13 protein-coding genes are annotated in these 12,726 nt (G+C 72.9%); 8 read left to right on the top strand and 5 right to left on the bottom strand.

All coding sequences use genetic code 11. The annotated features are described in order from the left end of the window. Positions 1–32: 32 nt before the first annotated feature. The 5 genes from hemC (at position 33) to AB0C59_RS07890 (ending at position 3,775) form a co-directional block, all read left to right on the top strand. Positions 33–941 (top strand): hydroxymethylbilane synthase, encoded by a 909-nt coding sequence (gene hemC, locus AB0C59_RS07910; protein ID WP_363001751.1) that lies wholly within the window; start codon positions 33–35, stop codon positions 939–941. A gap of 179 nt (positions 942–1,120) precedes the next feature. Beyond that, a complete protein-coding gene (locus AB0C59_RS07905; protein ID WP_363001749.1) occupies positions 1,121–1,342 on the top strand; it encodes a hypothetical protein in 222 nt (73 codons plus the stop codon). Between the two features lie 217 nt (positions 1,343–1,559). After that, positions 1,560–2,162 (top strand): hypothetical protein, encoded by a 603-nt coding sequence (locus AB0C59_RS07900; protein ID WP_363001747.1) that lies wholly within the window; start codon positions 1,560–1,562, stop codon positions 2,160–2,162. Positions 2,163–2,386: 224 nt separating this feature from the next. After that, positions 2,387–2,740: a hypothetical protein gene (locus AB0C59_RS07895; RefSeq protein WP_363001745.1), complete on the top strand. Its 354-nt coding sequence runs from the start codon at positions 2,387–2,389 to the stop codon at positions 2,738–2,740. Positions 2,741–2,848: 108 nt separating this feature from the next. Next, positions 2,849–3,775 carry an oxidoreductase gene (locus AB0C59_RS07890; RefSeq protein ID WP_363001743.1) on the top strand — a complete coding sequence of 309 codons (927 nt, stop codon included), beginning with the start codon at positions 2,849–2,851 and terminating at the stop codon, positions 3,773–3,775. A gap of 33 nt (positions 3,776–3,808) precedes the next feature. Here AB0C59_RS07890 and AB0C59_RS07885 read toward each other — a convergent pair whose 3' ends face one another. The 3 genes from AB0C59_RS07885 to AB0C59_RS07875 form a co-directional block, all read right to left on the bottom strand. Beyond that, positions 3,809–4,453: a class F sortase gene (locus tag AB0C59_RS07885; protein WP_363001741.1), complete on the bottom strand. Its 645-nt coding sequence runs from the start codon at positions 4,451–4,453 to the stop codon at positions 3,809–3,811. A gap of 96 nt (positions 4,454–4,549) precedes the next feature. Next, entirely contained in the window at positions 4,550–5,074 is a 525-nt protein-coding gene (locus tag AB0C59_RS07880; RefSeq protein WP_363001739.1) for a hypothetical protein, read from the bottom strand. Positions 5,075–5,397: 323 nt separating this feature from the next. Next, positions 5,398–7,047 carry a M4 family metallopeptidase gene (locus tag AB0C59_RS07875; protein WP_363001737.1) on the bottom strand — a complete coding sequence of 550 codons (1,650 nt, stop codon included), beginning with the start codon at positions 7,045–7,047 and terminating at the stop codon, positions 5,398–5,400. Positions 7,048–7,286: 239 nt separating this feature from the next. Between AB0C59_RS07875 and AB0C59_RS07870 the strand changes: the two genes are divergently transcribed. Further along, positions 7,287–7,742, top strand: coding sequence for a gamma-glutamylcyclotransferase family protein (locus AB0C59_RS07870; protein ID WP_363001736.1), 456 nt, complete (start codon positions 7,287–7,289; stop codon positions 7,740–7,742). Position 7,743: 1 nt separating this feature from the next. On the opposite strand, the gene AB0C59_RS07865 is transcribed toward AB0C59_RS07870, so the two are convergent. Together AB0C59_RS07865 and AB0C59_RS07860 are read right to left on the bottom strand one after the other, a co-directional pair. After that, positions 7,744–9,216 carry a membrane-associated oxidoreductase gene (locus AB0C59_RS07865; protein ID WP_363001734.1) on the bottom strand — a complete coding sequence of 491 codons (1,473 nt, stop codon included), beginning with the start codon at positions 9,214–9,216 and terminating at the stop codon, positions 7,744–7,746. Then, positions 9,213–9,941 carry an ElyC/SanA/YdcF family protein gene (locus AB0C59_RS07860; RefSeq protein ID WP_363001931.1) on the bottom strand — a complete coding sequence of 243 codons (729 nt, stop codon included), beginning with the start codon at positions 9,939–9,941 and terminating at the stop codon, positions 9,213–9,215. Before AB0C59_RS07860 ends, AB0C59_RS07865 begins: the two co-directional genes overlap by 4 nt. A 176-nt stretch (positions 9,942–10,117) precedes the next feature. On the opposite strand from AB0C59_RS07860, the gene AB0C59_RS07855 reads away from it, so the two are divergent. Then, positions 10,118–11,047 carry a sirohydrochlorin chelatase gene (locus AB0C59_RS07855; protein WP_363001732.1) on the top strand — a complete coding sequence of 310 codons (930 nt, stop codon included), beginning with the start codon at positions 10,118–10,120 and terminating at the stop codon, positions 11,045–11,047. Positions 11,048–11,353: 306 nt separating this feature from the next. Next, entirely contained in the window at positions 11,354–12,709 is a 1,356-nt protein-coding gene (locus AB0C59_RS07850; RefSeq protein WP_363001730.1) for a deoxyguanosinetriphosphate triphosphohydrolase, read from the top strand. Positions 12,710–12,726 lie beyond the last annotated feature (17 nt).

Genomic DNA, 12,726 nt, shown 5'->3' with positions numbered 1-12,726 from the left:
CCGACGGATTGTCACCAAAGGAGAAACCTCGAATGACGCCCCTGCGTATCGGCGCACGTGCCTCGCTGATGTCCCTGTCTCAGTCCGCACCCATCCTCGCTGCCCTCGCGCCCGTCCCGATGGTCCTGCGGCCCTTCTCTGGCGAAGGGGGCGACCGTGAGGAGAACCGGGCAGCACTGGCAGAGGAAGGCGTGTTCTCACAGGGGATCGAAGCCGCGCTCCTCTCCGGGGAGATCGACGTAGCGGTCCACTGCCTCAAGGACGCCCCGACACACGATGCCCCGGGCCTCTCGATGGCCGCCTACCTGCGCCGCGACGACATCCGCGACTGCCTGGTCACCCGCGACCCGGACCTCCGCCTCGACACGCTGCCTCCGGGCACAACCGTGGGTACAGCTTCCCTGCGGCGCGCCGCCGCGTTACGGGCTTACCGCCCGGACCTCGACGTCGTGCCCCTGCGCGGCCCGGTCAGCGACCGCCTGCGAGCACTGTTTCAGAACGACGTGGACGCGCTGATCCTGGCCTCTTGCTCCATGGAACGCCTCGGCCTGCGCCACCGGATCAACGAGCGGATCAGCCCAGAGATCATCTGCCCGCCCCTCGGCGCTGCCATCATCGCCCTCCAGACCCGCGAAAACGACCTGGAGATCCGCAGGCTGATCGCGAAACTCCACCATCTGGAGACAGGAATCGAGGCCGAGGCCGAGCGCCTCGTCCTGCGGCAGATGGGCGGCTTCTGCAACGCCCCGCTCGCCGGGTACTGCACCACGCGCGAGGACGGAAACACCGTCACCTACACCGTGCGCGCCCGCGCCTTCTCTCCCGATGGCGGGTTGGCGATCGACGTCCGCTTGACGGGCGAAGAACCCGTGGAGCTTGCCGAGGCCGTCTGCCAGCGCCTCATCCGCCACGCTGCCCTGGACCTCGCCATGGCGAGGTGAGCGCCTCCGCGGGAGGCCGCGTTCAGGGTTCACCGAGTGGGTGGGCTCCGTGTCCACTCGGGAAGCGCGAGCTGCGTATCCTGAGTGGACGTCAGCTCCACTCTGCGGGCCTCGCTGCACGCCGCGATCTCCCAGCAGCTCATCACCTTCACTGGAAGCGCACCGGCGAGAAGCAGGAGATGTTCGGCCACTCCTCGATCACCATCACGGCCGACACGTACACGAGCCTGCTCCCCGAGACCGACCTCGCCCTCGCCGAGGCCGCAGCCATGCTTGTGCCGCGAGCCCGCACCGCCCCGGCGAAGGCCGCTCCCGTGCCGGATGTCCCGTCGGAGGAGAACGCCGACCGCGCGCTTCGCGGCGTTCCCTGGGAGGAACTGGCCCGGGACCACGAGCTCTAGTGCCGCATCAGGCAACATCCCCCCGTCGTGAGTCGCCCCGTGCGGCTTGCTGTCGGTGGCGGAGTAGGCCGCCAGCCGCACTGTCGGATCCGGATGCCGTCTGGCAGGCGCACGTTGCTTCGAGCATGGTCACGATTGAGTAAAGTCGCCTCGGGCGTGCAGCTGCACAGAATATTCACGAGTCACGCACATTTGAGCCATGCAGCGAGGGGACTCCGTGAGCTATCAGCCGCATCAGCAGCAGCCCGATCCGCAGCAGGGCTGGGGCGCGCCGCCGCCTCAGCCGCCGAAGAAGAGGGGCAAGGGCAAGATCGCGGGCCTGGGTTGCCTCGGGGTCGTCGTCCTGATCTGTGTCGCCGCCGCAGTCTCCGCTGGTGGCTCCGACAAGTCGAACGACTCCAAGTCGGCCACCTCCGCGCCCAAGCAGGAGAAGGCGGCCGCCGACAAGAGCGGTGACAAGGGCACTGACAAGAGCGGCAGCAAGAGCGACGCCGCCGACACCAAGAAGGACAGCGACAGCAAATCCGTCGTGTTCAAGGTGTGGGGAACCGCGCCCGCCGGCGCTCTCGGATCGCTCGACATCACGTACGGCTCCGACACCGACAACCGCAACGGCAAGTTCGCCAACGGCAAGTTCGAAGCCACCCTGCCGGTGAACAAGGACGCCATGTACTACAGCGTCACGGCGCAGCTCCAGGGGTCCGGCGACATCAACTGCTCGGTCACCATCGGTGGCAAGACGAAGAAGGGCCACGCCTCCGGCGGCTACAACATCTGCCAGACGCAGCTGAACTCCGGTCTGCTCGGCGGCTGGGACTAGCCGCTGCCGAACGGCCCCACCGCGCACACGGTGGGGCCGCGAGCGCCGAAAGCTCGGCAGGCGCCCTGGAGTCCGTGACTCTCGCGGGCAAGGGTTATCCCGTAGCCGCTGGTCACGGGGTGGGTGGCGGTGCGGAAACCGCGTGGCTGGCGGGTTCACGGAGCCGGTAGGGTCCGGTCTTCCCGATCCGCCGTACTGACGGCCCGCGTTCAGAGTGAGACGAGATGACCAGCCGACAAGCGACGACGACCCTGTGGCGCCCCACCGGCCCCAAGGAGCTGGATCTGGTCCGCGAGCTGAACTGGCGGGCCTGGCCGCCCCGGCTGCCCGAGCAGCCGATCTTCTACCCGGTCCTCAACGAGGACTACGCGGTCAGGATCGCGCGGGACTGGAACGTGAAGCACGACGGCGCCGGTTTCGTCACCCGGTTCGAGGTCGAATCGACGTTCTTGAGCAGGTATCCCGTCCAACAGGCCGGCGGGCGGACTATCCTCGAACTCTGGGTTCCGGCCGAGGAGCTGGACGACTTCAACGCCCACATCGTCGGCGAGATCCGGGTGGTCCACGAGTTCCGCTGAGTCGGGAAGCCCTGGACGGCCCCGTTCGCCGGACGCTGCCCGCGTGCCTTCTCTCGGGTGGAGCGGCGCCGTAGGGTGGGGCACCGTTGTCTCTGGAGGGGGTTGTCGGTGGCCGGTTGGGGCGTGCGCGATATTCCTGGGCTCGGTGGTCGTACGGCCGTGGTCACCGGGGCCAACAGCGGGATCGGGTATGTCGCCGCGCGGGAGCTCGCCCGTGCCGGGGCCCGGGTGGTGCTCGCCTGCCGCAGTGAGGAGCGGGGGCGGGAGGCCGTCGCGCGGGTCGGGCGGGAAGTGAGCGGCGCCGACGTCGAGTTCGCGCCGCTCGATCTGGGAAGCCTGGCCTCGGTGCGGGAGTTCGCCGACTGGTTTCCGTACGGCCGGCTCGATCTGCTCGTCAACAACGCCGGGGTGATGGCCCTGCCGTACGGGACGACGGCGGACGGGTTCGAGACGCAGTTCGGGGTCAACCACCTCGGTCACTTCGCGCTCACCGGACTGCTGTTCCCCACGCTGCTCGCCGCGCCCGGCTCCCGCGTCGTGTCCGTCTCCAGCTTCATGCACGTCCTGGCCGACATCGACTTCGGCGACCTCAACAGCGAGCGCCGCTACCAGCGTTGGGCCGCCTACGGCCGGTCCAAGACCGCCAACCTGCTCTTCGTCCACGAACTGGCGCGCAGGGTGCGCGCCGGCGGCTCCGACCTGGTCGCGGCGGCCGCTCACCCCGGATACTCCTCCACCAATCTCATGACCGCCGCGCCGCGGGCCGAGGGGCGCCGGGTCGCCGAGCGGGTGCTGGGTCTCGGTACCCGGGTCCTGGCCCAGCCGGCCGAGTCGGGGGCCCTGCCCACGCTGTACGCCGCCACCGCGCCCGGCGTCCGCCCCGACTCCTTCACCGGCCCCTCCTTCGCGATGTGGCGCGGCGCTCCCGCCCCGTCCTGGCGGGCGCCCCGCACCCTGGACGACGCGAAGGGGCAGCGGCTCTGGGCCGCCTCCGAGGAGCTGACGGGGGTCGTCTACGACGGGCTCAAGGCGTAGGGCCTGTCCGACCTTCCCGCCTTCCCGCCGTCGTCAGCGGCGGCCGGTGAGGTAGGCGAAGGCGACCACGTTGCCCTGGTAGCCCGTCCCGCGTGAGTAGCCGCCTCCGCAGGTGATCACCCGGAGTTCGGGGCGGTCCGCGGCCCCGTACACCGTCCGGTCGGGGAAGTTGCTGTCCTGGAAGACCTGCACCGCGTACACGGTGAAGACGGCCGTCGAGCCGTCCTGGCGGTGCACGTCGATCGTGTTGCCCTTCTGCAGGACGCCGAGGTTGTAGAAGACGGCGGGGCCGGTCGCGGTGTCGACATGGCCGGCGACGAGGGAGGTGCCGGTCTCTCCGGGGGTGGCGCCGCCGCGGTACCAGCCCGCGAGGTTGCGGTTCGTGGCCACCGGGGCCTGGAGGCGGCCGGTGCCGGTCAGGCCGAGGCCGGTCAGGGGGGCGTCGACGCGGATCGAGGGGATGAGGATGCGGTCCGGGGTCGAGGGCGGCAGCGCGGGCGCCCCGGAACCCTGCCCGCCCGTCGCCGTCGCCGTCACCGCCTGCGCGGCCGGTGGCTGCGGGGGCGCCTTGGGCGCGGTGCCGCTGTGCAGCAGCCATATGCCGGAGCCGAGGGCGGCCACGGTGAGGGTCGCTATCGCGGTGTCGCCGAGGGTGCCGGATATGCCGACCTTGCGCACGTCGCTCTCCTCAGGGATCGGGCCCCCTCCGGGCCGCGAGGGGCATCGGACCCGGAGGGGGAGCGGGAGGGGCGGTACCGGCGTCGGGCGGGGCCGTCAGGTCCTGTCCTCCCTGACACGGCGGTGCAGGAGCCAGGTACCGCCCGCGGCGGCGATGGCGAGGGCCGCCACGCCGGCCGCGGATTTCACGGGGTCGGGGCCGAGCGTGCCGCCGATCCCGGTGTGCACGCTCCCTCGCGGGAGCGCGGGGTCCTTGAGCGCGGTGAGGGACACCATCAGGTCGCCGGACACGGTCGCCTGCCGGGTGCCCGCGCACTTCGCGACGATCTCGTACGTCCCCGGCTGGGCGCCGGGCGGCACCCGGAACCGTCCGATCGCGTCCTGCTCGTGGGTGCTGGGCACGAGCGTGAACGTGCCCGCCCCGACCGCGGTGGCGTCCCCGGCCGCGGAACCGTCCGCGCCGCAGGCCGCCGTGTTGACGGTGACCTCGGCGCCGGGCACGGCGGTCGCGGGGAAGACCTCGAGGCCCGTGGTGTCCGCGGCGTACGCGGACACGGAGGTGAGCCCCGCGACGACGACGGCGAGCGCGGAGCCGGTGAGCAGGCGGGCCGTTCGTCGCATGGTGGTGCTCCTCCGGGAGGGCCCGGCCCGCGGCACCCCCAGTGTGCCGCTGTCTCGGTCGCGCCCTTGCTCTTCCGAGGTTCGGGGCGGCGGCCGAGGCCCGCATGCCGGCGGCCTGTCGGGGCTACGGTGAACGGGTGCGGGGAGCACGGTCCCTACGGGTGAACATGACGCCGTTCCGGCAGGTCATGGGGGTGCGACCGGCAAGTTCCGGGTGCGCGGCCGAAGGGCTTACCTCCCGTACGGAGACGAAAGACGTGCGGGGCCGCGCCGGTCACCGGCGCAGCCCCGCACTCCCGCGTCCCGCACCCGGCGGGTCCGGATCAGCTCACGTTCACCGCGCTCCACGCCGCCGCCACCGCGTTGTACTCGGCGCTGCCGGCCCCGTAGAGGTCCTTCGCCGCACTCAGTGTCGCCGTGCGCGCGCCCGCGTACTTCGTCGACGACGTCATGTAGACCGTCAGCGCCCGGTACCAGATCTTCCCGAGCTTGTCCCGGCCGATCCCCGTCACCGTGGAGCCGTTGCAGGTGGGGGAGTCGTAGGAGACGCCGTTGATGGTCTTCGCGCCGCTGCCCTCGGCGAGCAGGTACGCGAAGTGGTTCGCGACGCCGGAGGAGTAGTGGACGTCGAGGTTGCCGACCGAGGAGCTCCAGCAGTCCGCCGAGTTGCCGTCCTTGGACGGCTTGTCCATGTACCGCAGGGCGGGCTTGCCGAAGCCGGAGCGGACGATCTTCTCGCCGATGAGGTAGTCACCGGGGTCGGAGGAGTTGTTCGCGTACCACTCCACCAGCGTGCCGAAGATGTCGGACGTCGCCTCGTTCAGGCCGCCGGACTCGCCGGAGTAGGTCAGCGCCGCCGTCTTCGACGTCACGCCGTGCGACATCTCGTGGCCCGCCACGTCCAGCGCGACCAGCGGTCCGAACGTCGTCCCGTCGCCGTCGCCGTACGTCATGCAGAAGCAGCCGTCGTCCCAGAAGGCGTTGTTGTACTTCGAGCCGTAGTGGACCCGGTTGTACGAGCCCTTGCCGTCGCCCGCGATGCCGTTGCGGCCGTGGACGTTCTTGTAGTAGTCCCAGGTCTCGTTGGTGCCGTACTGCGCGTCCACCGCGGCCGAGGCGCGGTCGGTGTCGGCGCCGGTGCCCCAGTGGTTGTCGGTGTCGGTGTAGAGGGTCGCGGGGGCGCGGAAGAGGCAGATGGTGAGGAAGCACAGGTCGGTCTTGTTGGCGGCGTCACCGGTGTAGGTGTTGCCGCGGGTGGCGTCCTTGAGCTGGTACGTCGATCCGGACTGCGTCGACTCCAGCGGGACCGTGCCGCTGTAGAGGGACTTGCCGTCGCCGGTCGCGGTCTCGATGCTGTCCCAGGCGTCGATCTGGTGCCCGGTGCGCGCGTCGGTGAGGACGGTGCGGGCGACGGGGTTGCCGAGGGAGTCCTTGCCCTTCGCGGCGGTGCGCCAGGCCAGTCGGGGCGCGCCGTGCAGGGCGTCCACGACCAGCTGGGGTGCGGCGGTCACGCTCTTCAGCGACTCGCCCGCGTTCGCGGCGCGCAGCGCGGCCGCGGCCAGGTCGGCGGCCTTGGGGGCCTGCACGGTGGGGGTGGTCGTGGGCACGGAGATGGCGCGGCTGACGGCCCGGTCGGCGCTGCGGAAGGAGCCGCTCGGCGCCAGGTGGACGACGAAGTCACCGCCGAGGACGGGGAGGTGACGGTAGGTTCGGTCGTAGCGCACGTGCTGGCTGCCGTCCGGGTCCACGACGACGTCGCGCACGCTGGTGTCCTGCGCGGCCGTCAGGCCGAGGCGTGCGGCCTGGTGCAGCAGCGCGGTCGCGGCGTTGTCGATCGCGGTGGCCCGGCTGGGCCGGCTGGCCGCGGCGGCGCCGGGGACCGGGGCGTAGACCGCGGCCAGCAGGACCGCGGTGGTCGCGGCGGTGCCGGCGGCGGCGAGACGGGACGTGCTCAGGTGCCGTATCCGACTCATCGGTCTCCTCGAAAAGGGCGCGCTGGGCCGCGGGGGGCACGGCCCACGTGGGGGCGCTGGTGGGGGCAGGGGTGGCGACCCCTGGCGTCCTCCGATTTCAAGGGACGCTCATATGTCATGTCCATAGCTCGTTCGAGGAGATGTGCGTGGAGAGCTGTGTCTGGCGAGAATCGGTCCGTGACGCTTTGGTGGAGGCGTGAAACCACCGCCCGAGCGGGACGAAAGGGACACAGGGGTCGATGATGAGCGAACACGAACACGAGGACGCGGCACCGCCGTTGCCGTTCTTCGTCTACGGCACGCTGCGCCCGGGAGAGCCCAACCACGACCTCTTCCTGCGCGGCCGCGTCCACCGCGAGGAGCCCGGGGCGCTGTCCGGTGCGGCGCTGTACGACGGCCCCGGCTACCCGTACGCCGTGGAGCGGGCCACCGGCACGGTCCACGGCGAGATCGTCACCGCGCTGCCCGAGGCCTACCCCGAACTGCTCGCCTGCCTGGACCGGTTGGAGGAGTACGAGCCGGGCGGCTCGGTCAACCTCTACGAGCGGGTGGAGCGCGAGGTGACGTCCGGCGACGGCAGGCGCGTACGGGCCTGGGTGTACGTCGCGGCGCCCTCCGTCGCGGCCCGCCTGCGCGCCCACGGCCGGCCGATCGAGGGCGGGGACTGGCTGGCCCGCGCCCAGGGGACCCGGTGAGCTACTGCCGGTTGAGGGAGCGGGTGACACCCGCCGCGATGGTCGTCGCCAGGATCCAGCCCATGACGATCAGCGCGTACGACAGCCACTGGTACCAGCCCCGCGGCGCGAACGCGCCTTCCTGGCCGAAGTCGATGATCGGCAGCAGCAGGTCGAGCGTGTAGAAGAGGGGGTTGAACTCCGGTGCCTCGGACGGCTTCAGGGCGGCCGGATGGTGCAGGGCGAAGGCGGCGGTGCCCGTGCACAGCAGCAACAGCAGCCAGCCCGCGGCCCGCAGCGGCCGGAAGCCGTACCCGACCGCCGCGTCCTGGAGAAGGCCCCACAGCCGGGCGTACCACGGCAGGGTGCCGCGGTGGCGGCGCAGCCTGGCCAACTGCACGGCACGCGCGGCGGCGTCGTCGCCCACGGTGCGGTACGCCGCGGCCAGCTGCTCGTACACGGAGGGAAGGTATCCGGCCACCTCGCGCTCCAGCATCGGCAGCCGCTGGGCGGCGGGCAGACGCGGTTCGAGGACGCGGTAGCCGAACCCCTCGAAGCCGACCGGTCCGGGCCAGGCCCCGGGCGGCACATGGAGCACGTCCACCTGCGCACGGCGCAGCGTCACCTCGCCCACCACGGGGACCGCCTCCCGCATCCACAGTTCACCGATGACGCTGCTGGTGGCCCGCAGCGCCTGTCCGCCCGGGTGGGACAACCGGGCCCGGTTGAAGCTGAGATGGCGCGGTATCCGGGCACCGCTGAGATTGATCTGCCCCTGGGCGGTGAGGCCCATGGCGTGCACGTCGGTGCCGACCGTCAGGGTCTCGGCGTGCAGGGCGACGTCGCCGGGAGCAGACAGGTGGGCGTCCGTCAGGTTCACCTGCCCGCCCACGGTGGTGCCGTTCATCCGCAGCCGGCCGTGGCAGACGAGCCCCTCGGCCCACAGGTCCGTACCCACGTCGGCGTGGTTGAGCTGGAGGACGGGCTCCTCGGCCGGCTCGCCGGGAGTGCCCAGCCGCGCCTGGTTGGCGAACACCGCGCCCGCGATCCGCGCGCCCGCCAGCCGCACCGGCCCCCGGATGCGGCAGCAGGTGATGCGCACCACGTTGTCGACGCGGAGGTTGCCGGCGGTGAGCCCCGGGAGCACCGAGTCGGTCAGCACCAGGGTCACCGCCCGCGCCCCGTACAGGTCCGGGACCTCGTCGAAGTGGCACGCGCGCAGCCGGACGGGGTGGGGGACCGTGCCGTACTTGAGGTCGAGGACGCCGGTGATCCGCGCGCCCCGCACGTTCAGTCCGGCCGTGCGGTCCGGGCGCACCGGGCCGCCCAGCAGCAGCGCCCGCAGCACCTCGGCCCGCAGGGTCCGCTCGGGGCCCCAGGACGCGCCCGCCGCCGGGTCGTCGTCGGCGTCCTCGCCGAAGTCGACCCTCTCGCCGAGCGGGAACGCCTCCCGGACCCGGCGCTCGGCCGGCGTCAGTTCCGTGGAATTCGTCATCGGCGCCGCGCCGTCGCCAGCGCCTCGGTGACGCCCCGCTCCTTCGGGCCCAGGAAGCGCGGATCCGGGTCGAACAGCACGTCGAGCGCCGCCTTGCCCGCCGCGAAGACCTCGCGGGTGCCGCCGTAGTACCAGGTCGCGTCGTGCTTGTCCTCGACGCCGACCCCGTACGAGGTCACGCCCGCCGCCTGGCACAGGGCGATCGCGCGGCGGATGTGGAAGCCCTGGCTGACCAGGACCGCCCGGTCCACCCCGAAGACCTTCTTCGCCCGGACGCAGGAGTCCCAGGTGTCGAAGCCCGCGTAGTCGCGGACGATCCGCCCGGACGGCACGCCATGCCGCGTCAGGTAGGCGCGCATCGCGTCCGGCTCGTCGTAGTCCTCGCGGCTGTTGTCGCCGGTGACCAGGACGACCTTGACCCGGCCCGTCCGGTACAGGAGTGCGGCCGCGTCGAGGCGGCGGGCGAGGTACGGGGACGGCTCGCCGTCCCACAGGCCCGCGCCGAAGACCAGGGCGACGTCGGTGCGCGGCGCGTCCTCGGTGGTGCGCAGCCGACCGCCGGTGGTCAGGAACAGCCAGGTCGCGGGCAGCAGCGCCAGCACGCACAGCAGGACGACGCCCTGCACGGCCCGGCGCCGACCGGTCCGGGTGCGCGGCAGCCACGGACCGCGTCCCCGCAGCCGTGCGCGTACCCGTCTGCCGATACTCAGGCGTGACCGGCCCATCGTGTCGTGTCCCCCCACATCGTTCACCCCACCATTGTCGGGGTGTGGGACGCGGCCCGGGGGGGATCCGGTTCGCGCGGGCTCCCGCCTTTCCCGCCCGGGACGTGACGCGACGGAACACAACACGGTCATGGTCGCGCAACGGCACGGCAACCTCGTACCGCCAGGATCGGTCCATGACGGCGTCGAAACCCCCGTACGACGAGTCCCACGCCCGCCCTGCGATCCCGGGCCCGCTGCCCGGCCCGCTCCCGGGCGCCCATCTGGCCACCACGGCGCAGCTGATGGACAGGATCACCACCGAACTCGGCAGCCGGCTCAGCCTCGTGTCCCTCGACGGAACCCGGCGAAAGGCACCGCCCCCGACCCCGCCCGCGCTCGTCCTCGTCGCCCGCGGCAGCCGGGACCCGCGCGACCGGGGGACCGTGCGCACCCTGGCCGAGCGGGTCCGCGAACTGCGGCCCCGCCTGTCCGTCCACCTCGGCCACCTCGAACGGAACGAGCCCTCGCTCCCCGGCACCCTCGCCGGCCTCGGCACCCGCCGCGCCGTCCTCGTGCCGCTGCTCCTCACCCGGGGCCGCCACGTCACGCACGACATCCCCGAGGCCGTCGCGGCGGCACCCGCGGACACGGTCACGGCGCCCCCGCTCGGCCCGCACCCGCTGCTGGTGGAGGCCCTCTACGCCCGCCTGGTCGAGGCGGGCTGGCCCACCACGCTCAGCGAGACGCGCCGCCGGGCGAGCGCCGTCGTCCTGGCCGCCGCCGGTCCCCGCGACCCCGACTCCGGCGCCGACACCCGCGGCACCGCGCGGCTGCTCGCCGAACGCCTCGGCGTCCCGGTCGTCCCCGCCTACGCGTCCGCCGCCACGCCCACGGTGCCCGAGGCGGTGCGCGCGCTCACCGCCCGAGGACGCCACCGGATCGCCGTCGCCTCCTGCTTCGCCGCACCCGGCCGCCTCGCCGCCGCGTGCGCCGCGGCGGCACCCTGGATCGCCGCCGAACCGCTCGGCGCCCATCCGGCGCTGGCCCGCCTCGTGGTGCACCGCTACGACCAGGCCCGGGCGACCTGGGAACGGTCGGCGGCGGCCACCCCGGTATCAGCCTGAGGGCCGCCGCCCGCGCCGGTGGCGATCAGCCCCGGACGGGGGGCGGGCCGTGCCGTTCCTGGCGCTCCTGGTGCGTGCCGTGGCCGGAAGCTGCTCGAAGAGCCTGGGGGAGCGTACCGGGCGCCGCGAGGGACCGCACCACCCCTCGCGACACCGGGTCGGCGGGGGCGATCCGCTGGGTGCCTGCCTGGACCCGGGCAGCCAGGGGAGTGAACCCCTCGCGAGGCGCGGCCGGGGTGGAGGGCGCCGCTCCGGTGCGGGGGCTCCCGCGTCCCGATTGTCACCGCCTGCGTCTACTGTCGGTGCATGGACGGCACCGCACCCAAGGCCCGTGAGACCACCGCGCGCACCGAGAACGGCACGGCCCGCTCCGCGTCCGGGGCCGAGGCGTACGACGCGGCGGCCATCGAGCGCTGGGCGCCCGAGCCCGACAAGCGGCCGGGCCGTACCGCCTTCCAGCGCGACCGCGCGCGCGTGCTGCACTCGGCCGCGCTGCGCCGCCTGGCGGGCAAGACCCAGGTCGTCACCCCGGGCAGCCGCAACCCGGACTGGGACGCGACCCCGCGCAACCGGCTCACCCACTCGCTGGAGTGCGCCCAGGTCGGCCGGGAGCTGGGCGCCGCGCTCGGCTGCGACCCCGACCTGGTCGAGGCCGCCTGCCTGTCCCACGACCTCGGCCATCCCCCCTTCGGCCACAACGGCGAGCAGGCACTCAACGAGTTCGCGCGGGACTGCGGCGGCTTCGAGGGCAACGCCCAGTCCCTGCGCCTGCTCGCCCGCCTCGAACCGAAGCGGTTCGTCCGCGGCGCCGACGGCACCGGCGAACTCGTCAGCGTGGGCCTGAACCTGACCCGCGCCGCCCTGGACGCCGCCACCAAGTACCCCTGGCCGCGCGGCGGTCACCCCAAGGACCCGGACTCGCGCAAGTTCGGGGTCTATGAGGACGACCGCGCCGTCTTCGACTGGGTCCGCGCGGACGCACCCGGGCGGCGCACCTGTTTCGAGGCCCAGGTCATGGACTGGTCGGACGACGTCGCCTACTCGGTGCACGACATCGAGGACGGCCTGCACGCCGGCCACATCGACCCCTCCTGCCTGCTCTCCGAGCCCGAACGCCAGGACGTCTTCGCCGTCGCGCGGGAGCGGTACGCGCCCGCGGACACCGACCCCGGTGAACTGGCCGAGGCCCTGGACCGGCTCCTCGCCCAGGAGTGGTGGCCGAGCGGCTACGACGGCTCCGCGGTCGCCCAGGCCCGGCTGAAGGACGCCACCAGCCAGCTCATCGGGCGCTTCTGCCTGGCCGCCGAGGCCGCGACCCGGGCGGCGTACGGCGGCGGGCGGCTGACGCGCTACGGCGCCGAACTCGTCGTACCGCGCCGCAGCCGCGTGGAGTGCGCGGTCCTCAAGGCGGTCGCGGACCGGTACGTCATGCAGCGCGCCGAACAGGAGCTACTGCGCGCCGACCAGCGTGTCGTGGTCGCCGAACTGGCCGAGGCGCTCACCGCCCGCGCGCCCGACGGTCTGGACCCGCAGTTCCAGGCCCTGTTCCAGGAGGCGGCCGACGACCGCGCCCGCAAACGGGTGATCGTCGACCAGATAGCGTCGCTGACGGACGCCTCGGCGCGCTCCCTGCACGCCCGGCTCACCACAGCGGCGGGATGAGACACGGCCGTGGCGGG

The organism is Streptomyces sp. NPDC048664 (assembly GCF_040650555.1).
GTDB lineage: Bacteria > Actinomycetota > Actinomycetes > Streptomycetales > Streptomycetaceae > Streptomyces.
The sequence above is the reverse complement of the archived record's forward strand: the minus strand, read 5'-3'. Positions and strand labels throughout refer to the sequence as shown.